Below are 25,383 nucleotides of genomic sequence, written 5' to 3' on the forward strand. Positions count from 1 at the left end.
TCTCACCCCCGGGGGCAAACCAGTCGGCACACGGGGCGCGCGCGGAGGCTCACCGAGGGTGGTACTCCGGGACGGTCACCATCGGCGGGCGCTCCAGCGCGCCGACCGGGTGGGTGTGCGCGGTGAACTCCCGGCCGGCCGGGTCCCGGGAGAACTGGGTGAGCAGCGGGCGCACCAGGTCCTGGCCGCTCTTCAGCCGCCCGGTCCGGTCCAGCCGCTCCAGCGCGGTCCGGTAGATGGTCGCGGCCATCCGCCCGAGCGCCTGGCCGTCCTGGTGCCGGTGGTGCCGCACCCCGACGTCCACCTGGGCCAGCGCGTCCAGCCCGGCCAGCTCCAGCGCGTCCACCAGCAGGCCGAGCTCCACCCCGTAGCCGGTGGGGAACGGCAGCCGCTCCAGCAGTGACCGGCGGGCCGCGTACTCACCGCCCAACGGCTGGACGAATCCGGCCAGTTGGGGCCAGTGCAGGTTCAGCAGCGGCCGGGCCACCAGCTCCGTCACCCGCCCGCCGCCGGCCGGCACCACCGCCCCCTCGGTCTCCAGCGGGCGGTCGTACATCGCCTTCACCAGCTCGATCGACGGGTCGGTGAGCAGCGGCCCGACGATCCCGGAGACGAAGGCCGGGTCGAACTCGCGCAGGTCGGCGTCGACGAAGCAGACGATCGCCCCGGAGGTGGCCAGCAGCGAGCGCCAGAGCACCTCGCCCTTGCCGGTCACGGCCGGCAGCCGGGGCAGCAGCTCGTCCCGGTGGACCACCCGGGCCCCGGCCGCCGCGGCCAGCTCGGCCGTCCGGTCGGCCGAGCCGGAGTCCACCACCACCAGCTCGTCCACCAGCGGCAGACGCTCCATCAGCTCGCGGCGGATCACCCGGACGATCTCGCCGACGGTCGGCTCCTCGTCCAGGGCGGGCAGCACCACGCTGATGGTGCCGGCCGGGCCGGCCGCCCGTTTGGCCGTCAGCAGGGCGTCCAGCGGCCGGTCGGCCGCCGTCCAGGAGCGCCGGCGCAGCCAGTCGGACACCTCGGGCAGCAACTCCTCGGCAGGGTCGGACGGCTGAGGCTGGTCGGGCACTGTCTCGTCTCCTCGCGTTTCGCATCTCGTACAGCGGACGGCGGGTCACCGCTCGGGCGCCTTCGGATACAGTCTTCGTACTGCGGTCAGACCTTCGCACGTCGGGGTCGGCCGGAGCGCAGGACCACAACTTCACAGAGCTCATCCAGAGGGACTGAGGGAACGGCCCGTTGACGTCCCGGCAACCTTCTCGCGCGATCCGGCCCATCGGCGGCCACGGCGGGACAGGTGCCAATTCCGTCCTGTGGCGCGCCCGCGTCACGGGGAAGATGAGGAGAAAGGTCTCCGCCACCATGGCCACCGCTGTTTCCGCCGCACCCTCCGTCGACCTCGGCCCCGCCGACCGGCTGTCCTGTCGCGAGTGCGGCACCAAGTTCCCGCTCGGCCCCAGCTTCGCCTGCCTCGAGTGCTTCGGCCCGCTGGAGATCGCCTACGACTTCGGCTCCGAGGACGCGGAGGAGCTGCGCAAGCGGATCGAGGCCGGCCCGGCGTCCATCTGGCGCTACGCCCCGCTGCTGCCCGTCCCGGCCGACGTGGCCTCCAAGCCCAACCTGAACCCGGGCTGGACCCCGCTGGTGAAGGCCGACAACCTCGGCCGCGAGCTCGGCTTCACCGCCCAGCTGCACGTCAAGGACGACTCGGGGAACCCGACCCACTCCTTCAAGGACCGCGTGGTGGCCTGCGCCATCGAGGCGGCGCGCGCCTTCCACTTCACCACCCTCTCCTGCTCCTCCACCGGCAACCTGGCGGGCGCGGTGGGGGCGGCGGCGGCCCGGGCCGGCTTCAAGTCCTGCGTGTTCATCCCGCACGACCTGGAGCAGGGCAAGGTCGTGATGGCCGGCGTCTACGGCGGCGAGCTGGTCGGCATCGAGGGCAACTACGACGACGTGAACCGCTTCTGCTCCGAGCTGATCGGCGACCCGGCCGGCGAGGGCTGGGGCTTCGTCAACGTCAACCTTCGCCCCTACTACGGCGAGGGCTCCAAGACCCTGGCGTACGAGATCTGCGAGCAGCTCGGCTGGCGGCTGCCGGAGCAGATCGTCATCCCGATCGCCTCGGGCTCCCAGCTCACCAAGATCGACAAGGGTCTGCAGGAGCTCATCAAGCTCGGCCTGGTCGAGGACCGGCCCTACAAGATCTTCGGTGCCCAGGCCGAGGGCTGCTCCCCGGTCTCGGCCGCCTTCAAGGCCGGCCGCGACGTGATCAAGCCGGTCAAGCCCGACACCATCGCCAAGTCGCTGGCGATCGGCAACCCGGCCGACGGCCCGTACGTGCTGGACATCGCCCGCCGCACCGGTGGGGCGGTCGAGGACGTCACCGACGCCGAGGTGGTCGAGGCGATCAAGCTGCTGGCCCGCACCGAGGGCATCTTCGCCGAGACGGCCGGCGGGGTGACCATCGGCGTGCTGAAGAAGCTGGTCGAGACCGGGCAGCTCGACCCGGCGAAGGAGACCGTGGCGATCAACACCGGCGACGGCCTGAAGACCCTGGACGCCGTCTCCGACGCCGGGCTCACCGCCACCATCCGCCCGACCCTGGAGTCCTTCCGCGCGGCCGGCCTGGCCTCCGCCTGATCCCCCCTCAGCACCGGTTTAGGAGTACCCCCATGAGCGCCACCGTCCGCATTCCCACCATCCTGCGCACCTACACCGGCGGCGCCGCCGAGGTGGCCGCCGAGGGCGCCACCCTGGCCGCCGTGATCGCCGACCTGGACGCCAACCACCCCGGCATCGCCGCCCGGGTGCTGGACGACGCCGGCAAGCTCCGCCGGTTCGTGAACGTCTACGTCAACGACGACGACGTGCGTTTCGACGAGGGCCTGGAGACCGAGATCAAGGACGGCGCCAACATCTCGATCATTCCGGCGGTGGCCGGGGGCTGCTGAACCCGCTTCGGGAGTACGGCGACGGGCCGTCACCGCGACCGGAACGAATGATTCCGGATATCGGTGGCGGCCCGTCGCACGTCGCGGTGAATTTCCGTCAGGTCGCAGGCGGTAGAGTGCGGATGCGGATCGGATGTTTCGAATCCCGATCGGTGGTGCGGCTGAGTCGTGCACGGAGGGCCCGTCCGGCGGCTGAGACGTGGGGCGGTCGCGCTGAGACGCGAACTGTCAGGCCAGTGTCAGGAATCTGACGGAGTTTCATCCCGTTAGGTCCGCTATGTCCCGCGCGAATTGCCGCCCCTTGAGGCTTTCCTCCCGTCACATCCCTTTCGTCATACGGCGAATTCGGCGAAGTTGACCCTGTTGCAGAGGGCGTCTGTCCGGATACATTCAGCGGCGGTCGGCGCGTTCGAGTGTTGACCGCGGCTGCGCCCAGGGGGGGTTCCCTCGGGCGTGTGCCGGTACAGACCTGGGTCCGCATCCTGTGGACCCGCGAAGGGCCAGCACAGCACAAGGGGAGTTCGGAATGGCTCAGGGCACCGTCAAGTGGTTCAACGCGGAGAAGGGCTACGGCTTCATCGCGGTCGACGGTGGTGCGGACGTGTTCGTCCACTACAGCGCGATCCAGATGGACGGCTACCGCACCCTCGAGGAGGGCCAGCGGGTCGAGTTCGAGATCTCCCAGGGGCAGAAGGGCCCGCAGGCGGACATGGTCCGCGCGGCGGTCTGACCTTCCGCACCTGCGGACCTCGGCTCGGCTTCGGGCTGGCAGTCTCCACGCTTCACCGGAAGGCCCGTACGACACCCGTCGTACGGGCCTTCCGACGTCCCCGGCCGGCGCACCGGCACGGGCGCGCGTATCACGATTGGGCTTGCACTCGATACCCGAGAGTGCTAATCATTGGCGTTAGCACTCACAGCATGAGAGTGACAACGGACCGGGTCGGTGAGGCCCCCGGGAGCGGTAGGGGACGAGACCCCCGCACACCAGGGCCGTCCGTCGCGGGCGCCCTCCGGTCCGGCGCAGTCGACGTGTCCTGGAGGACCACTTCCGATGGCCAAGATCATCGCTTTTGACGAGGAAGCTCGCCGCGGACTCGAGCGCGGCATGAACCAGCTTGCCGACGCCGTCAAGGTGACGCTGGGCCCCAAGGGCCGCAACGTCGTCCTTGAGAAGAAGTGGGGCGCCCCCACGATCACCAACGACGGCGTCTCCATCGCCAAGGAGATCGAGCTCGAGGACCCGTACGAGAAGATCGGCGCGGAGCTCGTCAAGGAGGTCGCCAAGAAGACCGACGACGTCGCGGGTGACGGCACCACCACCGCCACCGTGCTGGCCCAGGCGCTCGTCCGCGAGGGTCTGCGCAACGTCGCCGCCGGCGCCAACCCGATGGCCCTCAAGCGCGGCATCGAGAAGGCCGTCGCGGCCGTCTCCGACCAGCTGCTGGCCCAGGCCAAGGACGTGGAGACCAAGGAGCAGATCGCCTCCACCGCCTCCATCTCGGCCGCCGACACCCAGATCGGCGAGCTCATCGCCGAGGCGATGGACAAGGTCGGCAAGGAAGGCGTCATCACCGTCGAGGAGAGCAACACCTTCGGTCTGGAGCTCGAGCTCACCGAGGGCATGCGCTTCGACAAGGGCTACATCTCGGCCTACTTCGCCACCGACCTGGAGCGCATGGAGTCCTCCTTCGAGGACCCGTACATCCTGATCGCCAACTCCAAGATCGGCTCGGTCAAGGACCTGCTGCCGCTGCTGGAGAAGGTCATGCAGAGCGGCAAGCCGCTCGTCATCATCGCCGAGGACGTCGAGGGCGAGGCCCTGTCGACCCTGGTCGTGAACAAGATCCGCGGCACCTTCAAGTCCGTCGCCGTCAAGGCCCCGGGCTTCGGCGACCGCCGCAAGGCCATGCTCGGCGACATCGCCATCCTCACCGGTGGCACCGTGATCTCCGAGGAGGTCGGCCTCAAGCTGGAGAACGCCGGTCTCGACCTGCTGGGCACCGCCCGCAAGGTGGTCATCACCAAGGACGAGACCACCATCGTCGACGGTGGCGGCGACAGCGACCAGGTCGCCGGCCGGGTCAACCAGATCCGCGCCGAGATTGAGAACTCCGACTCGGACTACGACCGCGAGAAGCTCCAGGAGCGCCTGGCCAAGCTCGCCGGTGGCGTCGCCGTCATCAAGGCCGGTGCCGCGACCGAGGTCGAGCTCAAGGAGCGCAAGCACCGCATCGAGGACGCCGTCCGCAACGCGAAGGCCGCCGTCGAGGAGGGCATCGTCGCCGGTGGTGGCGTCGCGCTGCTGCAGGCCGGTGTCGCCTTCGACAAGCTGGAGCTGACCGGCGACGAGGCCACCGGTGCCAACATCGTGCGCGTCGCGCTCGAGGCCCCGATCAAGCAGATCGCCACCAACGCCGGCCTCGAGGGTGGCGTCGTCGTGGAGAAGGTCCGCAACCTCGAGTCCGGTTGGGGCCTGAACGCCGCGACCAACGAGTACGTCGACCTGATCGCCGCCGGCATCATCGACCCGGCCAAGGTCACCCGCTCCGCGCTGCAGAACGCCGCCTCCATCGCGGCGCTCTTCCTCACCACCGAGGCCGTCATCGCCGACAAGCCGGAGAAGGCCGCCGCGGCCGCCGGCGGCGGCATGCCGGGCGGTGACATGGACTTCTGATCCTCCCGAGGATCGGCAGCTCCGGAACGTCCGTCAGGGCGGTCTCCCCTCACCGGGGAGGCCGCCCTGCGGCGTTCTCGCTCCCGTCACTCATTCGTGCGACGCTGACCCCATGAGCGGTCTCGACGGTGGTGACGAGGACTACTTTGAGGGCGAACAGCGGGAAGGGAGTTCGCCGATGACTGCGACGGTGGTCGAGCACGGGACGCAGTGGGAGTACCTGCTGCGCACCTGGCGCGAGCTGGACGTCCCTGAGGGCTGGCGGGCCGAGGTAGAAGGAGGACGGATCCTCTTGGCACCACCACCTGGCAAGGGGCACAACTACATCGCGGGAGAGGTGCACACCGCGCTCCTGCGCTGCCTCAGCGCCGACGTCGGGGTGTACCAGACCCTCGGGACGCAGATCGCCCGCCTGCAGAAGGTCTGCGTGCCCGACCTGGTGGTCGTGGAGAAGTCGGCCCTGACCGGATCGCCGGATCCGGACGCCGACCCGGTGGACGCAGCCGACGTCCTGATGGCGGTGGAGATCACCTCCTCCGGGAACGCCCGGCACGACCGGACGAAGAAGCTCTGGGCCTACGCCCACGCGCCCGTGCCGCTCTACCTGCTGATCGACCGCTTCGACGAGCACGAGCCGACCGTCACGCTGTTCTCCAAGCCGCTCAACGGCGCCTACCAGGTGAGCGTGCGCACCCCCTTCGGCAAGCCGGTCGCGCTGCCCGGGCCGTTCGACGTGGAGTTGGCCACCGAGGGCTTCCCGCTGCCGGGCTGAGCGACAATGGGGGGATGAGCTCCCAAGACATCGAAGGCGCGCTGCACGCCGCGCGGGCGTTGATCCTGGCCGATCTGACGGCGCGTGACGTGGCCGACCCGCAGGTGGTCTCGCTGGTCGAGGAGGTGCTCACCAAGCGGCGCTGGTGGGTGGAGCAGTGGCCGGCGGGGGCCGAGTACGTGGCGGGGCTGGTGGCCCAGGACGTGCAGGACGGGCTGCTGGAGGGGTACGGGCGGTGGCCGGTGTGCCAGGGCTGTGCCGCCGACGGGGACCCGCACGCGCTGTCGGTGGAGCCGGAGTTGGGCCCCGAGCCGCACTGGGTGTGCGGCAAGGAGGGCGTGGTGGTGGCCCCGGTCGGGTCGCTGACGTGATCCTGATCGATCCGCCCTCCTGGCCGGGGCACGGGAAGCACTGGTCCCACCTGGTCAGCGACGTCTCGTACGCCGAGCTGCACGCCTTCGCGGAGCGCCTGGGCGCGCCCGCGAGGGGCTTCGAGCGGGACCACTACGACATCCCCGCGCACTGGTACGAGAAGGCGGTGGCGCTCGGCGCCGAGCCGGTCGGCAGCAAGGAGCTGGTGGCCCGGCTCACCGCCGCCGGGCTGCGCCGCCGCAAGGCGGAGGTCCGGGGCGCGCGCCCCGCCTGACGAACCTGGCCTGACGGCCCGTCGGCCGGCCTGTCGAGGGCTCTCCCGGTGCCGTCGGGCCCGAGGTTCGACGGACCTTCCCCGACCACCCCGTCGGACAGGCCCGTACTCCGGGGACAGCGGTGCTCGCCGCGCCACCCGTGCGAGGCCCGCTCCGCGGGTCGACTCCCGCCGACCGCAGCGGTCGCACCGGCTCCGCCGGCCCGCGCCCACCCGGAGGGGCCGCCCGGTGTCGTGCCCCGGGCCCCCGCAGGGCGCTGACCGGCCGTCAGTCCGGGCCGGTGGGTGGGACCGCGCCGTCGCCGGCCCGGCGGCCCGGCGTCAGCCGCCGAGCAGCAGGAGTTCGCCCGCGAGGTTGCGGCGGGCGGCGGCGTCGTAGCGGGCCACCGCCTGCGGGGTGCGGTAGAGGGCGGGCAGGTCGAGGAGCTGGCGCAGGATCGCCGCCCGGCCGGTCCGGAAGGCGTCCTCGGGGACGAAGCCGTACTCCTCCCGGACCGCCGCCGCGTAGGCCGCGTACTGCTCGGGCGTGCCGCCGAGCACCGCGAGGTCGGCGTCGCAGAGCACCTCGCCGTTGCGGTCCCCGGCCGCCGGGTGGTGCGTGACCGTCAGGCGGACCAGCCGGGCCACCTCCGCCGTCAACTCCGCCGGCAGGCCGGCCTCCTGGAGCGCCCGGACGGCCAGGGCGGCGGACCGCTCCTCGTTCTCCGAGCGGTCCGGCCGGTAGACGGCGTCGTGGAACCAGGCGGCCAGCCGCACCGCGTCCGGGTCGTCCGCGTGCCCGGCCAGTTCGTCGACCCGGTCGAGGACCGCCGTCAGGTGCGCGGTGTCGTGGTAGCGCCGCTGCGGCTCGGCCCAGCGGCCGAGCAGGTCCGCCGCGTAGGGGGCGGGGTCGGCGGTGGCGCCGCAGCGGACGAGCAGGTCGTGCCAGCGGTCGGTCAGCGAGGCGGTCATGACGGTCATTCTGCTCCTCGGGCTCGGCCTCGTGTGATCCAGGCTATATGCAGTCCACCGACTTATGTCGCAGACTTGAGTACTCGGCGCGGGGCGGCTATACATACTCGGTATGCAAGACGTTCCACTGTTGTCCCGAGGGGGAGCCATGTCCGGATCACATGCGCAGGCCGTGCTGCGGTTGGAAGGCGTCGCCCGGGTGCACGGCAAGGGCGCGGCCGAGGTGCACGCGCTGCACCCGATCGACCTTGAGGTGCGCGCCGGGGAGTTCCTGGCCGTGATGGGGCCGTCCGGCTCCGGCAAGTCCAGCCTGCTGGCGCTGGCCGGCGGCCTGGACCGCCCGTCGGCCGGCCGGGTGCTGGTCGAGGGCCGGCCGTTGGAGGGCCTGAGCCGGGCCGGACTGGCCGACGTCCGCCGCCGGTCGGTGGGCTACGTGTTCCAGGCGTACAACCTGATCCCGTCCCTGACGGCGGCCGAGAACATCGCGCTGCCACGGGAGTTGGACGGCATCCCGGCCCGGACCGCCCGCGCGGAGGCGCTGGTCGCGCTGGAGGAGCTGGGCATCGCCGAGCTGGCCGACCGCTTCCCGGAGGAGATGTCCGGCGGCCAGCAGCAGCGGGTGGCGATCGGCCGGGCGCTGGCCGGCGAGCGCCGCCTGGTGCTGGCCGACGAGCCCACCGGGGCGCTGGACTCGGCGACCGGGGACGCGGTGCTCGGAGTGCTGCGGGCCCGCTGCGACGCGGGGGCGGCCGTCATGATGGTCACCCACGATCCGTCCCACGCGGCCTGGGCGGACCGGGTGGTCGCCCTGCGCGACGGCCGGATCGTCGACGACACCGTGTACCGCGCCCCGCTGCGGACCGGAGCGGCCCGATGAGCGCCTGGCGTCCGCTGCTGCGGATGGCACGCCGGGACGCCCTGCGGTCCAAGGGGCGCAGTGCACTGGTGGCCGCGATGATCGCGCTGCCGGTGGTCGGTGCGACGGGCGTGGACGTGGTCCACCGCAGTACCCAGCTGACCGCCGCCGAGCGGTCGGACCGGCTGATGGGCCGGGCCGACGCGCTGGTCGGCGCGTACGAGCCGGGGCACGCGATCGAGCAGGCGGTCTTCCCCAAGGACGGTGTCCGGTCGCTGCCCCAGCGGGCCGACGCTCCGCTCACCCCGGAGCAGAAGCGCGCGGTGGCCACCGAACCGGCCGACCTGCTCCGGGAGTTGCTCCCGCAGGGCAGCGTGGTCACCCCGGCCCGGATCGGGCCGGTCGCGGTGGTGGGCAGCAGTGAGGGGATGGCCTCGGTCGAGACCTTCGAGGCCGACCTCGCCACCGGCCTCTGGAAGGGCCGGATCGACCTGGTCTCCGGCCGGGCCCCGGCCGCCGCCCGCGAGGCCGCCGCCACCCCGGCCTTCCTGAAGGCCACCGGCAAGCAGGTCGGCGACACCGTCACGGTGCGCGGTTTGGAGTCCGCCCCGTTCACCCTGACCGGTACGGTTGAGCACCCCGAGGACCTGGGCAAGACCGAACTCGTCGCCCGCCCGGGCGAGTTGTACGCCCCGCTGGACGAGGCCCTGGCGAAGGCCGGGGTCGCCCCGAAGACCGAGGCCGCCGAGGCCGCCGCCGGCCGGAAGGCCGCCTGGCTGGTCACGGTCCCGGCCGGGGCGAAGCTCGGCTGGGAGAAGGTCACCGAACTCAACGCCCACGGCTACACCATGGCGAGCCGTCAGGTGGCGGCCGATCCGCCCGCCGCGGCGATGGCGCGGCAGGAGGCCGTCGACGCCCAGGGCGAGCGCGAGCGCCGGGTGATGACCATCGCCGTCACCGCCGCGATGGCCCTGCTGGAGGTCGCCCTGCTGGCCGGACCGGCCTTTGCGGTCGGCGCCCGCCGGGCCCGCCGCCAGCTCGCGCTGCTGGGCGCGGCGGGAGGCCGCCCCGGGCACGTCCGCACCGTGGTGCTCGGCGGCGGACTGGTGCTCGGCACGCTCGGCGCCGCCGCCGGTGGGGTGCTCGGCGTCCTGCTGGTCTCCGCGCTGCGCCCGTGGATCGAGGAGTGGGGCGGCAGCCGCTTCGGCGCCCTGACGATCCGTCCGTTCGACCTGCTGCTGATCCTGCTGGTCGGCGTGGCCACCGCGCTGGCCGCCGCCCTGCAGCCCGCACTCCAGGCCGGCCGCCGCGAGGTGCTGGCCGGGCTGACCGACCGCGATCCGGTGCGCCGGTCCGGCCGCTGGGTGCCGCTGGCCGGCCTGCTGCTCGGCCTGGCCGGAGCGGGGCTGGCGGTCGGCGGAGCGGTGCTCGCCCCGGTCGGCGGGATGCCGGTGCTGGCCGGACTCTCGGTCCGCTCGCTCACCGTGCTGGGCGGCGGCGTGCTGGCCGAGCTGGGCCTGCTGCTGGTCACCCCGCTGCTGCTGGCCGGGCTCGGACGGCTGGCCCGCCGCTTCCCGGTCGGCCCCCGGCTGGCCCTGCGGGACGCCTCCCGGCACCGCTCCCGGACCGCCCCAGCCGTCGCGGCGGTGCTCGCCGCCGTGGCCGGCGCGGTCGCGGTCGGCGTGCACACCTCCGGCGCCGAGGCCCAGGACCGGGCCGGCTACCGGATGCAGCAGCCCGCCAACTCCGTCCGGGTCAACCTCTACGGCGACCAGGACGCGATGCCGCAGCTGCGGACCGCGCTGCCCCAGGACCTGCCCGAACTGGGCGAGCGGGCCGACCTCTTCCAGGCCGAGTACCGGTTCTGCGACACCTGCAGCTCGGTGGTGCAGCCCAAGGGCGCCGAGCGCTACGGGCGCGGCGGCTTCGAGAAGGTGGTGGTCGGCGACGCCGCCGTCCTGCGCAACCTGCTGGCGCTGCGCGACCCGGCCGCCGAGGCGGCGCTGGCCGCCGGCAAGGCGGTGGTGACCGATCCGGCCTACCTGCACGGCGGCAAGGCCGAGCTCCGGATGCAGGGCAGCAGCATGGAGGAGAGGACCGTCTCGGTGGACGCCGTGCTGGTCGAGCTGCCGGTCGGGCAGCGCTTCGTGCCGATGGTGGTCGGGGAGCGGACGATCCGTCAGCTCGGCCTGTCCGTGGTGCCCGCCGGAGCGATCTGGCTGCCCGCCGGACCGGTCGCCGAACGCGCCGAGCAGCGGGCCACCGCGACCGTCGCCCGGATCGCCCCGCACTCCGAGTTCGTGGTGGAGCGCGGCTTCCGGGCGAAGGACAGCGTGATGCAGATCGCGATCTCCGGCTTCGCGGCGCTGGTGGTGCTCGGCGCGGCGCTCGTCTCCACCGCGCTGGCCGCGGCGGACGCGCGGCGGGAGCGGGCCGTCCTCTCCGCGGTCGGGGCCCGGCCCCGGACCCGGCGCACCGTCGCCGGCCTCCAGGCCGGTCTGATCGTCCTGCTCGGCGCCCTGCTCGGCACGGTCAGCGGCTTCGTCCCCGCCTACGCCCTGCTCCGCTCGCGGATCGCCGGGGTGATGGGGGCTCCGGCGGTGCTTCCCGCGTCGGCGGTTCCGTGGGTGACGATCGCGGTCCTGACGCTGGCGCTGCCCCTGCTGGCCGGGCTCTTCGGGGCGCTCCGCCGCGACGAGAACGGGTAACGGGGGCAGCACCCTCCGAGGCGAGGTTCGAGGGGCAGCACCCTCCGGCGCGAGGTTCAGTTGCAGCGAGCCAGGGGCGCGAGGTTCGAGGGGCAGCACCCTCTGGCGCGAGGTCCAGTTGCAGCGACCTGGGGGCGCGAGGAACTGCGCGGGGTGGGAAGGCAGCACGTGCAACTGGCTGACGGTGGGTCAGTTGCAGATGAGCCGCCTTCCGACTCGCGCAGTTCCTCGCGCCCCTGAGCGCTTGCCTGGCGGATCTCGCGTGTTCGGTGCGCCCCTGAGCGCTTGCCTGGCGGATCTCGCGTGTTCGGTGCGCCCCTGAGCGCTTGCCTGGCGGATCTCGTGTGTTCGGTGCGCCCCTGAGCGCTTGCCTGGCGGATCTCGTGTGTTCGGTGCCTGGTCTGCCGGGTGTCCGGGGGAGGGCTGGCGCAAATAGGCAGTCCGGCGATATATGTAGTCGTATGACCGAACGTGCGATGCAGGAGCCCACCCTGCTGCTGCTCACTGCCCTCGCCGACGCCCCGCGGCACGGCTACGCGCTGATCCAGGAGATCGACGCGATCTCCGGCGGCCGGGTGAAGATGCGGACCGGCACCCTCTACGGCGCGCTCGACCGGCTGCTCCAGCAGGGCCTGATCGAGGTCGCGGCCGAGGAGATCGTGGACGGCCGGGCCCGCCGCAGCTACGCCCTCACCGATGGCGGTCGCGGCGTCCTGGCCACCGAGGCCGAGCGCCTGCGCACCGTCGCCGCCGAGGCGCAGCGCCGCCTCGGCGGCCTCGGTGCGCCGAAGGGGGCGACGGCATGAGCGTCGCGCTGCGCACCGCCCTCGCGCTCTACCCGGCGCGCTACCGCCGGGACCGGGGTGCCGAGCTGGCTGAGGTGTTCGAGGACGTCACCGCCGGGGCGGGCCGGCTGGCCACCGTCCGGGAGGCGTTCGACCTGGCCGCGTACGGCCTGCGGATGCGCACCGGTCTGACCGCCACCGCCCTCGGTGGCCGGCTGCTGGCGGTGGGGGCGCCGCTGCTGGCGGGGGCCCTGGTCGGGCTGAGCGTGCTGCCGGGCATCGGGGACGAGCGGATGTTCCACGTCCGGCGTGCGGCCCGGGCCGGGCTGGCCGCTCCGTGGCACGAGCTGGTCGGCAACCTCGCGCTGCTGGGCCTGGCGGTCGTCCCGGTGCTGCTGGCGCTGGCCGCCGCCACCAACGCCTGGCGGGCGGCCCGGGTGCTGGGTGCGGGGGTCGCGCTGCTCGCGGTGGTCCGGCTGGCCGACATCGCCGTCCGCCTGCAGGATCCGTACGGCTGGGACGCCTGGTTCTTCGTCTACAGCGCCACCGCCGTGGTGCCGCACCTGATCGGCGGGGCGATGCTGGCCGCGACCCCGGGCGAGCTGCTCGACTCGCGCGGCCGGGCTGACCGCTTGCTGCTGCTGGCCGGCACGGTGGCCGGCTTCGCGGTCACCCGGGCCCAGGGGGGCTACAGTTCCCGCAACCTGATGGACGGTTGGTGGCCGGTGGCACTGCTGCTGGTGCCGCTGGTGCTGATGCTGTTCGCCGCCCGTGGCCGGCTGCTGCCCGCCGCGCTCGGGCTGGCGGTGCTGCCGCTGACCGCCGCGTTCAGCCTGTTCTCGCTCTGGGAGCAGGTCGGCGGGGTGTGGCGGCTGGCGCCGGCCGCGCTGCTGGTCGCGGCCACCCTGCTGCTGGCCGTGCGGTTGCTGGGCCGGGGGCGTCCGCAGCGGGCCCTGGAGTTCTGACGGACCGTCCGCTCCGGGGAAGCGGGGGCGAACGGGGGACGGCGCCCGGCTGAACCCGCGCGGGGGCTCGCCCGGCGCGGGCGGATGTGGCACGCTGTGAATATGTCTAGACCAATGTTCGAAGTGATCGCCCTGACGGTGCAGGACGCCCAGGCGGCCGAGGCGGGCGGGGCCGACCGGCTCGAACTGGTCGCCGACATGGCCGCGGACGGTCTGACCCCGGCCGTGGCCGACTTCGCCGCCATCCGGGCCGCCGTCTCCATCCCGCTCCGGGTGATGCTGCGGATCCGCGACGGCTTCACTCCCGGCAGTCTGGACGAGCTGCGCGAGCGGGCCGCCGCGCTGCGCGCCGAGGGCGCCGAGGAGTTCGTCCTCGGCTTCCTGGACGAGACCGGCGCCGTGGACCTGGCCGCGACCGAGGCCGTGGCGGAGGCGGTGGCCGGCTGCCGCTGGACCTTCCACCGGGCCATCGACCACAGCGCCGACCGGGCCGCCGTCCGGGCCGCCGTCGCCGACCTCCCCGGTCTGGACACCTTCCTCACCTCCGGCTCCCCGGCCGGGGTGACGGACGGTCAGGAGGTGCTGGCCGGCGAGCTGGCCAAGGCCGGTGACCCGGGCTACCGCCAGCAGATCCTGATCGGTGGCGGCCTGCGCGCCGAGCACGTCCCGGGCCTGCGCGCGGCCGGCTTCGACGCCTTCCACGTCGGCGGCCCGGTCCGGGTGAACGGCTGGGACACCCCGGTCGACCGGGCCAAGGTCGCCGAGTGGCGCGCCCTGATCGACGCCTGACCCCGCGTCCGACACCGGGCCTGACCCCGCGTCCGACACCGGGCCTGACCCCGCGTCCGACGCCGAGCGGGCTCGCACGGAGGGCCCGGAGCTTCCCGCTCCGGGCCCTCCGGCGTGCCGGGCGTCAGCCCAGCTCGGCCGGCAGTGGCTCGGCGTGCAGGACCGCGAGGCCGGAGACGGCGCGGGTCAGCGAGACGTAGAGGCGGCGCAGGCCGGTGCGCAGGTCGGGCTCGCCGGCCACCACCGCGGCGGGCTCGTCGAGCACCACGTAGTCGTACTCCAGGCCCTTGGCCAGCGAAGCCGGCACCAGGGTGAGCCGGGACTCGGCGCTGGTCTCGGTACCGGGGTCGAGGTACGGCAGGCCGGCCTCGGTGAGCAGCTCACCGAGGGCGTCGATCCGGGCGTCGGCGGCGATCAGGCCGGTGGAGCCCTCCCGCTCCAGGGCGGCCCGGCAGGCGGCCAGCACCGCCGAGTCCAGCTCCTCCGGGGCGACCTGAGTGATCGTCAGCGAGTCGGGGGCGTCGCGGACCGAGGTGGCGGGGGCCAGTCCGGGGGCGATCGCGGGCAGCAGCCGGGAGGCGTAGGCGATCACCTCCTCGGGCACCCGGAAGCCCTTGGTCAGCTCCTCCACGTGCGCGCCGTCCTTGCCCAGGTGGTGCAGTGCCTCGGCCCAACTCCCGGTCGCCCAGGGGGTGGTGCCCTGGGCCAGGTCGCCGAGCACGGTGGCCGAGCCGGTCGAGCAGCGGCGGCCGACCGCCCGGTACTGCATGGGGGAGAGGTCCTGGGCCTCGTCCAGCACCACGTGGCCGAGCGAGGGGGTGCGCCGCACCAGGTCGGCGGCCTCGTCCACCAGCACCGCGTCGGCGGCGGTCCACGGCGCGGTCTTCACCGAGCGGCCCGGCTTGGGCCAGCGCACCAACGCCTGCTCCTCCTCGGTCAGGATGCCGTCCGCGCAGGCGGCCAGGAAGTCGGCGTCGGTGAGCAGCCGGTGGACCAGCTTGGCCGGGTCCACCGGTGGCCAGCACGCCTTGACCGCGGCCTTCACCTGCGGATTGCGGGCCACCGCGTCCTGCACCCGGTCGTCGGGCGCCTCGCCGCCCTGCTCCATCTTCAGCAGCACGGTGTGCGCGATCCGCTGCGGCAGCGCCTCGGCGGCGGCCCCGTAGCGGATCTCCCGGCCGGTCATCTCCTCGACGATCTCCACCAGTTCGTACGTCGGCACCCGCCAGCGCCGGGAGCCGCGCTGCACCAGCAGCGGTTCGGTGGGCAGCGTGATGCCGGAGCGCACCGCGCGCCGCAGCACCTCGGCCATCCTGGCGTCGCCCTTCACCGAGGCGGCCCCGGCGGAGTCCTCGCCGCGCACCTCGACGTGCTTCACCAGCTCCTGCACGGTGGCCTGGGCCACGTCCAACTCGCCCAGGGCGGGCAGCACCTGCTCGATGTAGTGCAGGAAGGAGCTGTTCGGCCCGACCACCAGGGTGCCGGACTTGGCCAGCCGGTCGCGGTGCGCGTAGAGCAGGTAGGCGACCCGGTGCAGGCCGACGGCGGTCTTCCCGGTACCGGGCGCCCCCTGGACGCAGACGGTGCCGCCGATCTCGGCCCGGACGATCTCGTCCTGCTCCGGCTGGATGGTCGCCACGATGTCCCGCATCGGGCCGACGCGGGGCTTCTCGATCTCGGCCGCGAGCAGGGCCGAGCCGGTGTCGGTCTCCGCCGGGTCGGTCAGGTTCTCGTCCTCGTAGGCGGTCAACTCGCCTGCGGTGTAGCCGAACCGGCGCCGCTTCTCGACGTCCAGCGGCTCGCTGCGGCTGGCCCGGTAGAACGGCTGGGAGACCGGTGCACGCCAGTCGATCACCATCGGGTCGCCCTGGGCGTCGTGCACGTGCCGGCGGCCGATGTAGAACCGCTCGCCCTGGCCGCCCTCGGCCAGTTCCTCGTCGGTGATCGCGTGCAGGTAGTCCAACCGGCCGAAGAACAGCGGGGTGTGGGCCAGGTCGGCGAGCGCGGCGACGCGCTGCTCCATCTGGTGCTGGAGGACGGCGGCGGACACCCAGGTGCCCGTGACGTCCCGCAGGTCCAGCGATTCGACGTCCGCGCGCATCGCGCGCAGGGCGGCGCGGGAGGCGGCCAGGTGGTCGCGTTCGAGCTGGAGCGGATCGGCGCCTCGGTGATCGGCGGTGTGCACGGCAAACCTTCCCGGCCACCCGGTGGTGGCGGATCGTCGTTGGCTCACGTGGACCGCCCGGTTGCCGACCGGGACGGGCTCCCACGGCTGCCGCGACGACGGCACCACGGTTCGGGAGGGGGCAAGACCGGCGATCCTAGACCTGCCCCCGCCCGCCGCGCCAATCATTTGCTCCGCGCCGGTCGTCCACCCTGACGTCACCCCCGGGACGGGTCCCCCGGAGGTCAGGGGCGGGTACGCCGGAAGGACGAGGCCACGGCGCCCTGCGGGCTGACGCCCCGGGGTGGGGCGGCTTCCTACCGTGGAGGCATGGAGAACACCCACCGCACCCACCGTGCCAGTGGCAGCACCGCTGCCTCCGCCCGCCGCCGCAGCCCCTTCGCGGCGGCCGTCCGCAACGTCGGGATCGCCCTCGACACCGCCGCCCGCGTGGTCCTGCTCGGCCGCGACGGTGTCCGGCTCTGACCGCTAGAGCACGTCGTCCGCGTCGATGATCCGGTACGCGTAGCCCTGCTCGGCCAGGAAGCGCTGGCGGTGCGCCGCGAAGTCCTGGTCCACGGTGTCCCGCGCCACCACCGAGTAGAAGTGCGCGGAGTGCCCGTCCGCCTTCGGCCGCAGCACCCGGCCGAGCCGCTGGGCCTCCTCCTGCCGGGAGCCGAAGGTCCCGGAGACCTGGATGGCGACGGTCGCCTCCGGCAGGTCGATGGAGAAGTTGGCCACCTTGGAGACCACCAGCACGCTGATCTCCTTCGAGCGGAACGCGTCGAACAGCTTCTCCCGCTGCGCGTTGCTGGTCTCGCCCTTGATCACCGGTGCGCCGAGCACCTCGCCCAACTCGTCCAGCTGGTCGATGTACTGACCGATGATCAGCGTCTGGTCCTTCTCGTGCTTCTTCACCAGCGCCTCCACCACCCGCCGCTTGGTCGCGGTGGTGGCACAGAACCGGTACCGCTCCTCCGGCTCCGCCGTGGCGTAGGCCAGCCGCTCGGAGTCGGTCAGCGTCACCCGCACCTCGCAGCAGTCGGCCGGCGCGATGTAGCCCTGCGCCTCGATCTCCTTCCACGGGGCGTCGAAGCGCTTCGGCCCGATCAGCGAGAACACGTCGCCCTCCCGGCCGTCCTCCCGCACCAGGGTCGCGGTCAGCCCGAGCCGCCGACGGGCCTGCAGGTCGGCGGTGAACTTGAAGACCGGCGCGGGCAGCAGGTGCACCTCGTCGTAGACCACCAGGCCCCAGTTCCGCGCGTCGAACAGCTCCAGGTGCGCGTACACGCCCTTCCGCTTGGTCGTCATCACCTGGTAGGTGGCGATGGTGACCGGGCGGATCTCCTTCTTCGTCCCGCTGTACTCGCCGATCTCGTCCTCGGTCAGCGAGGTCCGCTTCACCAGCTCGTGCTTCCACTGCCGGGCCGAGACGGTGTTGGTCACCAGGATCAGCGTGGTCGACTTGGCCTCGGCCATCGCCGCCGCCCCGACCAGCGTCTTGCCCGCGCCGCAGGGCAGCACCACGACCCCGCTGCCGCCGTGCCAGAAGCCCTCCACCGCCTGCTGCTGGTACGGCCGCAGCTCCCAGCCGTCCTGCTCCAGGTGGATCGGGTGCGCCTCGCCGTCCACGTACCCGGCGTGGTCCTCGGCCGGCCAGCCCAGCTTCAGCAGCACCTGCTTGATCTGCCCGCGCTCCGACGGGTGCACGATCACGGTGTCCGGGTCGAGCCGCGCCCCCACCAGCGGGGCGATCTTCTTCGACTTGAGCACCTCCTCCAGCACCGGCCGGTCGGTGGTGGTCAGCACCAGCCCGTGCACCGGGTGCTTGCTCAACTGCAGCCGCCCGTACCGGGCCATGGTGTCCGCCACGTCCACCAGCAGCGCGTGCGGCACCGGGTAGCGCGAGTAGTTCACCAGCGCGTCCACCACCTGCTCGGCGTCGTGCCCGGCCGCCCGCGCGTTCCACAGCCCGAGCGGCGTCACCCGGTAGGTGTGCACGTGCTCCGGCGCCCGCTCCAGCTCGGCGAACGGCGCGATCGCCCGCCGGCAGTCGGCGGCCTTCGGGTGGTCGATCTCCAGCAGCAGCGTCTTGTCACTCTGGACGATGAGCGGTCCGTCGTTCACGCGGGCAGTCCTCCGGTTCTCGGGCGCAGACCTTCCAGTGTCCCGCATGCGGGTGGAAATGGGTGACGGGTGCCCGGATCGCTCGTTGGGCAGGGCATGAAGAAGACCAATCGTCTGTTCGCCGCCGTCGCGCTCTCCGGGGCCGCGCTGGCCGCTGCCGCCGCTCCCGCCTCGGCGGCGGCGCCCGCCGGGATGCCGGACGTGTCCAAGGCCGGTGGGGTGTTCGGGCTGGTGGCGTTCACCGGGGCCGAGCTGCTGACCGGGGTGGACCCGACCCCGCCGGACCCGGAGACGCTGATGGAGCAGGCCAAGAAGCAGCAGCAGGAGGAGGCCGCCAAGCAGCAGGCGGCGAAGAAGTAGGTCAGTCGAGCCAGACGTAGGCGGCGAACCGGCCGGTCTCCTGCTCGCGGCGGTGCGAGAAGAAGTCCTCGTCCTCGATGGTGCAGCGGTCGTCGTGCCGGATCGAGCCGACCCCGGCCCCGGTCAGCTGGGCGGTGATGCCGGCCCGGACGTCCAGAGCCGGGGTGCCCCGGCGGGTGGTGGAGCGGAGCTCCGGGAGCACGGCGCACGCCTCGTCCTGCATCGCCTGCGGCACCTCGTAGCACCGGCCGCAGGCGAGCGGGCCGACCAGGGCGACCAGGTCGGCCGGGCGGCTGCCCCGGGCGGTCATCGCCGCGACCAGTTCGGTCGCCATGCCGGCCACGGTGCCGGCCCGGCCGGAGTGGGCGGCGCCGACCAGGCGGCGGACCGGGTCGCCGATCAGCACCGGTGCGCAGTCGGCGGCCAGCGCGACCAGGCCCAGCCGCGGCCGGTCGGTCACGATGCCGTCCAACGGCGGTGCGGTGCCCGGGTCGTAGGGCTCGGTGACGTACGCGACCTCGGTGCCGTGCACCTGGCGCATCATCACCACGGCGGCCGGGTCGAGGCCGAGCTCCCGGGCGGTCAGCTCGCGGTTGCGGCGGACGTTCTCCGGGTCGTCGGCGGTCCGGCCGCCGAGGTTGCGCGAGTCGAACGGGGCCGGGCTGACGCCGCCGTGACGGTCCATCACGGCGTAGCTGATGCCGGGTGCGAGCTGCTCCATGTCTGGGACCCTAACGCCTGGGGTGGTCCTGGTCGGCGAGTTCGGCCACGCCGGTGATCCGGTGCAGGGCGAAGGTGCGCACCTGGTCGCTGAGGTGGTCGTACGCGGTGATGTAGCCGCCCTCCACCTTGACCGGGTCCACCACCCGCTGGGAGGCCAGGCCCTCGGCGTTGACGTAGCCGATCCACATCCGCTCGCCGAGCAGCACCGCCGTCTGCAGGGCGGCCAGCGTGTCGGCGGCGGCGGTGCGCGGCAGTTGGCGCAGGTCGGTCCGGGCCGGGCCGGACTGCGGTCGGCCGGCGGCCGGCCCGGCCACCGTCTCGCGGCGCACGGCGGTGGCGGCCAGGTCGCCGGCCCGGACGGCCTTGACGGCGGCGGCCAGCAGCACCGCGTCGGGCTCCGGCGGCCCGTCCGGGACCGGGACGGGGGCGGTGCGCGGCGGGGTGCGGCGGCTGTCGGGGTGGGTCAGCAGCAGATCGCCCTCGGCCGATTCGGCGGTCGGGGCGTAGCCCATCGCGCGGAGCACCGAGAGCAGCGTCTCCGGGCCGGCCTGGGCGGCCAGCACGGTGGGGGCGAGCAGCCGCAGCCGGAGCTCTCCGGCCCGTCGGTCGGCCAGCACCTCGGCCAGCAGGCCGGGGTCGTCGCAGCGCAGGTAGGAGGAGGCGGCGCCGACCCGGAGCACGCCGTGCCGCCGGGCCACGTCGTCGATCAGGTAGGCGAGCGGCTGCGGTACGGGGGTGCGGGAGTGCTCGGCCAGGAAGACGTGCAGGTCGTTCGCGGTCCGGCCAGCGTCCAGCGCGCGGCGGACCGAGTCGGTGGTGAAGCGGTAGACCGTCGCTCCGCCCTTGGACTCGATGTCGGCGCAGAGCGCGAGCGCCTGGGCGAGCGGGGTGAGCAGCGGGCCGGGGGCGATCGCGGTCAGGTCCGGCTGGAGGATCACGTGGTCCAGCGGCTGTGGCAGCAGCGGCTCCAGCACGGCCGCCGGGTCGGCCCCGGCGAGCAGGGCGCGGGCCGGCGAGCCGAGTGCGCCCCGGCCGGTGAGGCCGAGCAGCTCGGCCTCCTGGAGCGCCCAGTCGACCAGCTGGTCGCGGAAGTCCCGGCCGTCGGGGCCGGCCGGCCCGCCGCGCAGCGGGCGCTGCCAGCGCAGCAGCGGCAGCAGGGCGTCGGCGCCGGCCACCGCGCCGGGCGGCAGCCCGGCCAGTGCGGCGAGCACGGCCCGGCGGACGGAGGGGGCGAGGGTGCGGTCCAGCTCGGGGCCGAGCGCGGCCCGGGTCCTGCCCTTGCCGTCGGGCGTGCCGGCCAGCCCGGACACCCGGGTGCCGGCCAGCCAGCTGCGGGCCAGCGCGGCCCAGCGCTCGGCGGTCGGCAGCTGGAGCCAGAGGTCGTAGGCCGGGGTGGGCGCCCAGCGCTCGTCCGCCTCCCCGTCCGGGGCCAGCAGGCCGCAGGCGTAGGCGAGTTCGAGCCAGAACGCGGCGGTCGGCTCGGGGCAGTCCAGCAGCAGGGCGGCCCGCTTGAGGTCCCGGACACCGAGGCCGCCCGCGCGCAGGGTGGGCGGCGGCTGGAGGCCCCAGGCCTCCAGCAGCTCCTCGACGGTGCGGACGGCGGTGTGCGCCTGGCCGGCCGCGCTGCCGTCCACAGCCTGGGGGTCGCGCTCGGCGGTGGCGACGGGCTGCGGCGCCACCGGCTCCACCTCGCGGTGGGTGCGGCCACCGCGCAGGTGCAGCGCCAGCTCGCGCGGCAGCACCACCGAGGTGGGACTGCTGGGCAGCAGCAGCCCCCGGGCCAGCAGCCACTCCACCGGGCTGCGGGCCTCCTCGGCGGTGACCTGCCGGGCGGCGTCCGGCACGGTGCCGGTGGGCGGGCCCCAGAGCAGCTTCTCCAGCAGGGCGAGGGCGGGCGGCGGGGCCTGCTCCAGCAGGGCGGCGCAGCGCTTGCGGTCCTGGAGCAGCGCGGTCAGCGCGGCCACGGCGGTGACCGGGTCCGGGGTGGCCGGCAGGCCCGCGCCGTGCAGCAGCTGCTGGAGCCGGGCCGGGGACATCCCGGTGGTGGCCTCGGCCAGGGTCGGCCCGAGGCCGGTCCGGCCCGGATTGGCGGCGGACGGGGCGAGCGCCTCGCGGACCGCCATCACCAGGCGGAGCCCCGAGTCGGGGCCCCAGAGCAGGGCCTGGGCGCGGAGCGTGGCGAGGGCGCCGGGCAGCGCGGCGGTGATCGCGGGGCGGTCGGCCGGGGCGGCGGCCGGATGCGGTTTCACCCGGGCCGGGCCGGCCAGCAGTTGACGGAGGGTCGCCTCCGGGCAGCCGTCGGGGGCGGCGGCCAGTGCCTCGGCGGTCTGCAGGGTGAAGCGGTCCAGGCGCTCCAGCGCGCGCAGTGCGGAGGCCCGGGAGGAGAGCCGGGCGGAGAGCTGGGTGAGGTCGGTGGGCACCGGGTTGAGCAGGTCCGGGCGGGCGTGCAGCAGCGTGGCGAGGTCCTCGTCGCTGCGGGCGCGCAGTTCCTCGGCGAGGGTGCGGGGCGCCTTGCTCTGCTGTCCGGTCATCCGACCCAGATTAGTCGGCCGGGGGTGAAGAGGACAGAAACGGCGGGGAGACAGAGGCTCGGTCGGTGGCCCGGCGCGCGGGTGCGGACGGCGCTCGCCGCCACCTGAACCGCCGTCAGCCGGATCACCTGCCGCCGCGCCCCCCGGGCGCCCGCCCCGCCGGGTGGTCCGGGTCGGTTGTCCACAGGGTGGGGACAATCCGGCCCGAGGGGCCGACTCGCTGACTGATCGGTGGTGCCGGGGGTACGGTCTGCCCTGTGGCGGATGGTGAGTGGTGGCGGGTGGACGGGCCCTGGCGGGTGCTCGGGAAGCAGCGCCCGGGGAAGTCCGCGGCAGCGGGGTCGGCGGGGTCGGCGGGGCCGGCGGGGGCCGGGTCTGACGGGGAGTCGGATTCGGTGTACGCGCCCGGGACACCGGCCGCGCCCCGAGCCGGTGGGTCCGCGCCGGGACAGGCGGCCTGGCTGATCGCGCCGGCCGCGCACGCCAGGCCCCCGCTCACCCCGGCGGACTTCCCCGGCTGGGACAGCGTGGAGTTCGACTTCCCGGAGCCCGCCCCTGCCCCCGTTCCTGCCCCGGCCCCGGCCCCGCTCCTCCCCGGGCAGCGGGCGGCGGCGGAGCCGGACGCGCCGCCGGTGCCGGCCGGGCAGCCCGCGCCCCGGCGCTCGTTCCTGACGGGCCGTCGGCCCTCGCCGCTGGTGCTGCTGGCCGCCGCGGTGCTGGTCGCGGGGGCGGTGACCGGTCAGCTGCTGGCCCTGCTCGCGGGGTGGGGGCTGGCGTACATCGCGCCCCGGCTCGGGCCGCTGACCAGGAAGTTCGCCGCCCTGGTCATCCCGCTGGGCACCATGACGGCGGCCACCGTCTGGCAGTGGGGCCGCACGCAGGGGCGGTGGGGCACCCCGGCTCCGGCCGAGGAGCTCGGCCGTGCCGTCTGGGCCGACGCCCCGGGGGCGCTGCGGACGGCCGGCGTGCTGACCGCGGTCTTCCTCCTGGTGGTGACCATGCGCCGCCGCAAGGCGGTGGCGGAGCAGGCCGGCTAGCCGGTCAGCACGCGCTGGAGTTCGGCGACGACCAGGTTGGCGCCGGTGTAGCCGATGCCCTGGTACCAGAGCTGGTCGTCGACCGGGAAGGCCCGGTGGGTGCGGACGGCGGTGAGGGCGTGCCAGGCGGGGGAGGCGAGGACGGCTTCGGCGGTGGCCGGGTCGCCGTAGGTCGAGTGGAACAGGAAGTCGCCGTCCGCCTGGCCGATCTGCTCGGGCGTCACCTCCACCTCGGCGGCGTCCACGTCCTGCGGGCCGGGGCGGGCCAGCCGGAGGTCGGTGAGCAGGCTGCCGGGGAAGCTGCGCCGCCCGTACAGGCGGATGGTGGGCGAGCCACCGACGAAGCGGACCAGGCTGATCCGGCTGCCGCCATGGCCGGCCGCTCCGATCGCCTCGGTGGCGGTGCCGAGGTGGCGGCCGTAGGCGGTGGCCACCGCCTCGGCCTGCTGGAGGCGGCCGAGGGCCCGGGCGTGCACCTGGAAGTCGTCCTTCCAGGAGGCGCCGGTGGTGGCGGTGAACACGGTGGGGGCGATGGCCCGGAGCTGCTCGTAGTGGGCGCCGTCCCGGGTCTGGTTGCCGAGCACCAGCTCGGGGCGGAGCGCCCTGATCGCGGGGTAGTCGGGGGCACCGACGGTGCCGGCCGAGCCGACCTGCGCCAGCCAGTCGGCCGGGAAGTAGTCCGGCAGCCCGGGGTCGGCGGGGGCCCGGGAGGCGGCCAGCGGCGGGACACCGAGGGTGAAGGCGGAGTCCAGCACGTCGGTGTCCAGCACCACCACCCGGGTCGGGGCGCCGGGCACCCGGACCGGGCCGTTCGGGGTGTCCACGGTGACCGGTGGGACGGGGGAGGGCGTGACGTCGAGCGGGGCGTCGGGCCGCTCCTCGGTGGTGCAGCCCGTCAGCAGCACCGCGCCCAGTCCGGCGAGGGCGGCGCGGCGGGAGAACTGGCGGGGCATCGGGGCACCTCGGCACGGTCGGCGGCGGGGCTCGTAGCCGATTATGTCGGACATGTCGGGATGTCCGGCGGTGCACGGCCGTCCGTCGGAAACCCCTGCGGCCCGGGGGCCCGGCCCGCCTAGGGTGAGGGCATGGCTCTCACCGTGGGGTTCGACCTCGACATGACGCTGCTGGACACCCGCCCCGGGATCAAGGCGACCTTCGACGCCCTGTCCGCCCTGACCGGGGTGCCGATCGACAGCGAGCTGGCGATCTCCCGGCTCGGCCCGCCGCTGGCGCACGAGATCGCCCACTGGTTCCCCGCCGACGCGGTGGCCGGGACGGCGGACCTCTACCGTGGCCTGTACCTGGAGCACGCGCTGCCCGGCACCCTGGTGCTGCCCGGCGCGGTCGAGTCGCTGGCCGCGGTCCGGGCGGCGGGCGGCCGGGTCGCGGTGGTCACCGGCAAGTACGAGCGCAACGCCCGGGTCCAGCTGGCCCACGTCGGCCTGGCGGTGGACGTGCTGGTGGGCGACACCTGGGCCGAGTCCAAGGGCGACGCGCTGCGCGAGCACGGCGCGAGCGTCTACGTCGGCGACCACCTCGGCGACGTCCGGGGCGCCCGGGCGGGCGGCGCGGTGGCGGTGGCGGTGGCCACCGGCCCGTACACGGCGGCGGAGCTGCGCGGGGCGGGGGCCGACGTGGTGCTGGACGACCTGACGGCCTTCCCGGACTGGCTGGCCGCCCACCTCGGCTAGGAGCCGTCTCCTCGGTGGGGCCGGCTCGCGCGGTCGGCCGTCACGAGTCCCGCGGGGCCTTCTTCGCACGGGCCTCGCGGAACATGCCGGCCAGCGCGGCGGCCAGGCCGAGCGGCATCAGCATGGAGATCCAGTAGGCCGCCGTCGGCAGCGGCGTGAGGTCGAGGAAGAGCGGCACGAAGGTGGCCAGGGTGGCCGCCGCGCCGATCAGGAAGACGATCGCGCCGGCCTTGACCAGGGCGCCGCTCCGGTCGGTGGTGGTGCTGCTGCTCACGGGGGCTCCTCGACGGGTGCGGCCGGTCCTGGTCGGCCGGGGGACCCTCCCAGTGTGGCAGCCGCCGGAGCGGGCGGGACGACGGTCCGTGATCTGACGGCCCGTCACCCAGCGGAGTTCCTCGGGGACGGAGTGTTTCGGGCCGCTGGTCGGCCGGGTATGCAGGAGTCGCACGGGGCCGGTTCGGCGCCCCGACCGTCCCGACCGGGGGTGTTCAGCCAGTGGAGAGCGCACGGTCGCGCCCTGGCCCCGCCAGGCCGGGCGGTGTCCGCACCGTCAGAGCCGCGTACCGGAAACCGGCTGCGCGCCGCTGAACAGCTGACGGATCATTAGCATGCTGACCGGGCACGCCTGACGCGTTCCGCACGGTCGG

General features: G+C 74.2%; 24 protein-coding genes and 1 riboswitch. Of the genes, 16 read left to right on the plus strand and 8 right to left on the minus strand.

Going from position 1 to position 25,383, the window contains the following annotated elements:
* Positions 1–49: 49 nt before the first annotated feature.
* Positions 50–1,030 carry a glucosyl-3-phosphoglycerate synthase gene (locus ACIRBX_RS31620; RefSeq protein ID WP_402302447.1) on the minus strand — a complete coding sequence of 327 codons (981 nt, stop codon included), beginning with the start codon at positions 1,028–1,030 and terminating at the stop codon, positions 50–52.
* A gap of 177 nt (positions 1,031–1,207) precedes the next feature.
* Positions 1,208–1,345, plus strand: a riboswitch (SAM riboswitch).
* A 17-nt stretch (positions 1,346–1,362) separates the two neighbouring features.
* Between ACIRBX_RS31620 and thrC the strand changes: the two genes are divergently transcribed.
* The 7 genes from thrC (at position 1,363) to ACIRBX_RS31655 (ending at position 7,049) form a co-directional block, all read left to right on the plus strand.
* Positions 1,363–2,643, plus strand: a complete 1,281-nt coding sequence (thrC, locus tag ACIRBX_RS31625; RefSeq protein WP_402302277.1) for a threonine synthase — start codon at positions 1,363–1,365, stop codon at positions 2,641–2,643.
* Between the two features lie 32 nt (positions 2,644–2,675).
* The gene (locus ACIRBX_RS31630) at positions 2,676–2,954 is read left to right on the plus strand and encodes a ubiquitin-like small modifier protein 1 (protein WP_402302279.1); all 279 of its coding nucleotides are present in this window, start codon (positions 2,676–2,678) and stop codon (positions 2,952–2,954) included.
* 526 nt (positions 2,955–3,480) lie between these two features.
* Positions 3,481–3,684, plus strand: coding sequence for a cold-shock protein (locus tag ACIRBX_RS31635; RefSeq protein WP_030289665.1), 204 nt, complete (start codon positions 3,481–3,483; stop codon positions 3,682–3,684).
* A 324-nt stretch (positions 3,685–4,008) separates the two neighbouring features.
* Positions 4,009–5,631, plus strand: coding sequence for a chaperonin GroEL (gene groL / locus ACIRBX_RS31640; protein ID WP_396295831.1), 1,623 nt, complete (start codon positions 4,009–4,011; stop codon positions 5,629–5,631).
* 178 nt (positions 5,632–5,809) lie between these two features.
* The gene (locus ACIRBX_RS31645; protein WP_402302448.1) at positions 5,810–6,403 is read left to right on the plus strand and encodes a Uma2 family endonuclease; all 594 of its coding nucleotides are present in this window, start codon (positions 5,810–5,812) and stop codon (positions 6,401–6,403) included.
* A gap of 14 nt (positions 6,404–6,417) precedes the next feature.
* The gene (locus ACIRBX_RS31650; RefSeq protein ID WP_402302282.1) at positions 6,418–6,774 is read left to right on the plus strand and encodes a hypothetical protein; all 357 of its coding nucleotides are present in this window, start codon (positions 6,418–6,420) and stop codon (positions 6,772–6,774) included.
* Positions 6,771–7,049: a DUF4031 domain-containing protein gene (locus ACIRBX_RS31655; protein ID WP_402302283.1), complete on the plus strand. Its 279-nt coding sequence runs from the start codon at positions 6,771–6,773 to the stop codon at positions 7,047–7,049. Before ACIRBX_RS31650 ends, ACIRBX_RS31655 begins: the two co-directional genes overlap by 4 nt.
* A 321-nt stretch (positions 7,050–7,370) precedes the next feature.
* Here the strand turns inward: ACIRBX_RS31655 and ACIRBX_RS31660 are convergent, their stop codons facing one another.
* The gene (locus ACIRBX_RS31660; protein ID WP_402302286.1) at positions 7,371–8,009 is read right to left on the minus strand and encodes a hypothetical protein; all 639 of its coding nucleotides are present in this window, start codon (positions 8,007–8,009) and stop codon (positions 7,371–7,373) included.
* Between the two features lie 139 nt (positions 8,010–8,148).
* Between ACIRBX_RS31660 and ACIRBX_RS31665 the strand changes: the two genes are divergently transcribed.
* From ACIRBX_RS31665 to ACIRBX_RS31685, 5 genes are all read left to right on the plus strand, one after another.
* On the plus strand, positions 8,149–8,877 hold the full coding sequence (locus tag ACIRBX_RS31665) for an ABC transporter ATP-binding protein (protein ID WP_402302288.1): 729 nt from the start codon (positions 8,149–8,151) through the stop codon (positions 8,875–8,877).
* Entirely contained in the window at positions 8,874–11,564 is a 2,691-nt protein-coding gene (locus tag ACIRBX_RS31670) for an FtsX-like permease family protein (protein WP_402302290.1), read from the plus strand. The genes ACIRBX_RS31665 and ACIRBX_RS31670 overlap by 4 nt, the downstream gene beginning before the upstream one ends.
* 461 nt (positions 11,565–12,025) lie before the next feature.
* Entirely contained in the window at positions 12,026–12,370 is a 345-nt protein-coding gene (locus tag ACIRBX_RS31675) for a PadR family transcriptional regulator (protein WP_402302292.1), read from the plus strand.
* Positions 12,367–13,314, plus strand: coding sequence for a hypothetical protein (locus tag ACIRBX_RS31680; RefSeq protein WP_402302294.1), 948 nt, complete (start codon positions 12,367–12,369; stop codon positions 13,312–13,314). The genes ACIRBX_RS31675 and ACIRBX_RS31680 overlap by 4 nt, the downstream gene beginning before the upstream one ends.
* A 114-nt stretch (positions 13,315–13,428) precedes the next feature.
* On the plus strand, positions 13,429–14,103 hold the full coding sequence (locus ACIRBX_RS31685; protein ID WP_402302296.1) for a copper homeostasis protein CutC: 675 nt from the start codon (positions 13,429–13,431) through the stop codon (positions 14,101–14,103).
* A gap of 124 nt (positions 14,104–14,227) precedes the next feature.
* Here ACIRBX_RS31685 and ACIRBX_RS31690 read toward each other — a convergent pair whose 3' ends face one another.
* On the minus strand, positions 14,228–16,288 hold the full coding sequence (locus ACIRBX_RS31690) for a HelD family protein (protein ID WP_402302298.1): 2,061 nt from the start codon (positions 16,286–16,288) through the stop codon (positions 14,228–14,230).
* 309 nt (positions 16,289–16,597) lie between these two features.
* Here ACIRBX_RS31690 and ACIRBX_RS31695 point away from each other — a divergent pair, with 309 nt between their 5' ends.
* Positions 16,598–16,753, plus strand: a complete 156-nt coding sequence (locus ACIRBX_RS31695; RefSeq protein WP_402302300.1) for a hypothetical protein — start codon at positions 16,598–16,600, stop codon at positions 16,751–16,753.
* 3 nt (positions 16,754–16,756) lie between these two features.
* Here the strand turns inward: ACIRBX_RS31695 and ACIRBX_RS31700 are convergent, their stop codons facing one another.
* Positions 16,757–18,394 carry a DNA repair helicase XPB gene (locus tag ACIRBX_RS31700; protein ID WP_402302303.1) on the minus strand — a complete coding sequence of 546 codons (1,638 nt, stop codon included), beginning with the start codon at positions 18,392–18,394 and terminating at the stop codon, positions 16,757–16,759.
* A 96-nt stretch (positions 18,395–18,490) separates the two neighbouring features.
* Here ACIRBX_RS31700 and ACIRBX_RS31705 point away from each other — a divergent pair, with 96 nt between their 5' ends.
* Positions 18,491–18,754 carry a hypothetical protein gene (locus ACIRBX_RS31705; RefSeq protein ID WP_402302305.1) on the plus strand — a complete coding sequence of 88 codons (264 nt, stop codon included), beginning with the start codon at positions 18,491–18,493 and terminating at the stop codon, positions 18,752–18,754.
* A 1-nt stretch (position 18,755) separates the two neighbouring features.
* Here the strand turns inward: ACIRBX_RS31705 and pgeF are convergent, their stop codons facing one another.
* The gene (gene pgeF / locus ACIRBX_RS31710; RefSeq protein ID WP_402302307.1) at positions 18,756–19,475 is read right to left on the minus strand and encodes a peptidoglycan editing factor PgeF; all 720 of its coding nucleotides are present in this window, start codon (positions 19,473–19,475) and stop codon (positions 18,756–18,758) included.
* A gap of 10 nt (positions 19,476–19,485) precedes the next feature.
* Positions 19,486–22,008 (minus strand): helicase C-terminal domain-containing protein, encoded by a 2,523-nt coding sequence (locus ACIRBX_RS31715; protein ID WP_402302310.1) that lies wholly within the window; start codon positions 22,006–22,008, stop codon positions 19,486–19,488.
* 395 nt (positions 22,009–22,403) lie between these two features.
* On the opposite strand from ACIRBX_RS31715, the gene ACIRBX_RS31720 reads away from it, so the two are divergent.
* Entirely contained in the window at positions 22,404–23,045 is a 642-nt protein-coding gene (locus ACIRBX_RS31720; RefSeq protein WP_402302312.1) for a hypothetical protein, read from the plus strand.
* Here ACIRBX_RS31720 and ACIRBX_RS31725 read toward each other — a convergent pair.
* A complete protein-coding gene (locus tag ACIRBX_RS31725) occupies positions 23,042–23,998 on the minus strand; it encodes an ABC transporter substrate-binding protein (protein WP_402302314.1) in 957 nt (318 codons plus the stop codon). The genes ACIRBX_RS31720 and ACIRBX_RS31725 overlap by 4 nt on opposite strands.
* A 132-nt stretch (positions 23,999–24,130) precedes the next feature.
* Here ACIRBX_RS31725 and ACIRBX_RS31730 point away from each other — a divergent pair, with 132 nt between their 5' ends.
* Complete coding sequence (locus tag ACIRBX_RS31730; RefSeq protein ID WP_402302316.1) at positions 24,131–24,736, plus strand: HAD family hydrolase; 606 nt, start codon at positions 24,131–24,133, stop codon at positions 24,734–24,736.
* 40 nt (positions 24,737–24,776) lie between these two features.
* Here ACIRBX_RS31730 and ACIRBX_RS31735 read toward each other — a convergent pair whose 3' ends face one another.
* Complete coding sequence (locus tag ACIRBX_RS31735) at positions 24,777–25,010, minus strand: hypothetical protein (protein WP_402302318.1); 234 nt, start codon at positions 25,008–25,010, stop codon at positions 24,777–24,779.
* Positions 25,011–25,383 lie beyond the last annotated feature (373 nt).

The sequence above is a fragment of the Kitasatospora sp. NPDC096147 genome, assembly GCF_044763225.1.
GTDB lineage: Bacteria > Actinomycetota > Actinomycetes > Streptomycetales > Streptomycetaceae > Kitasatospora.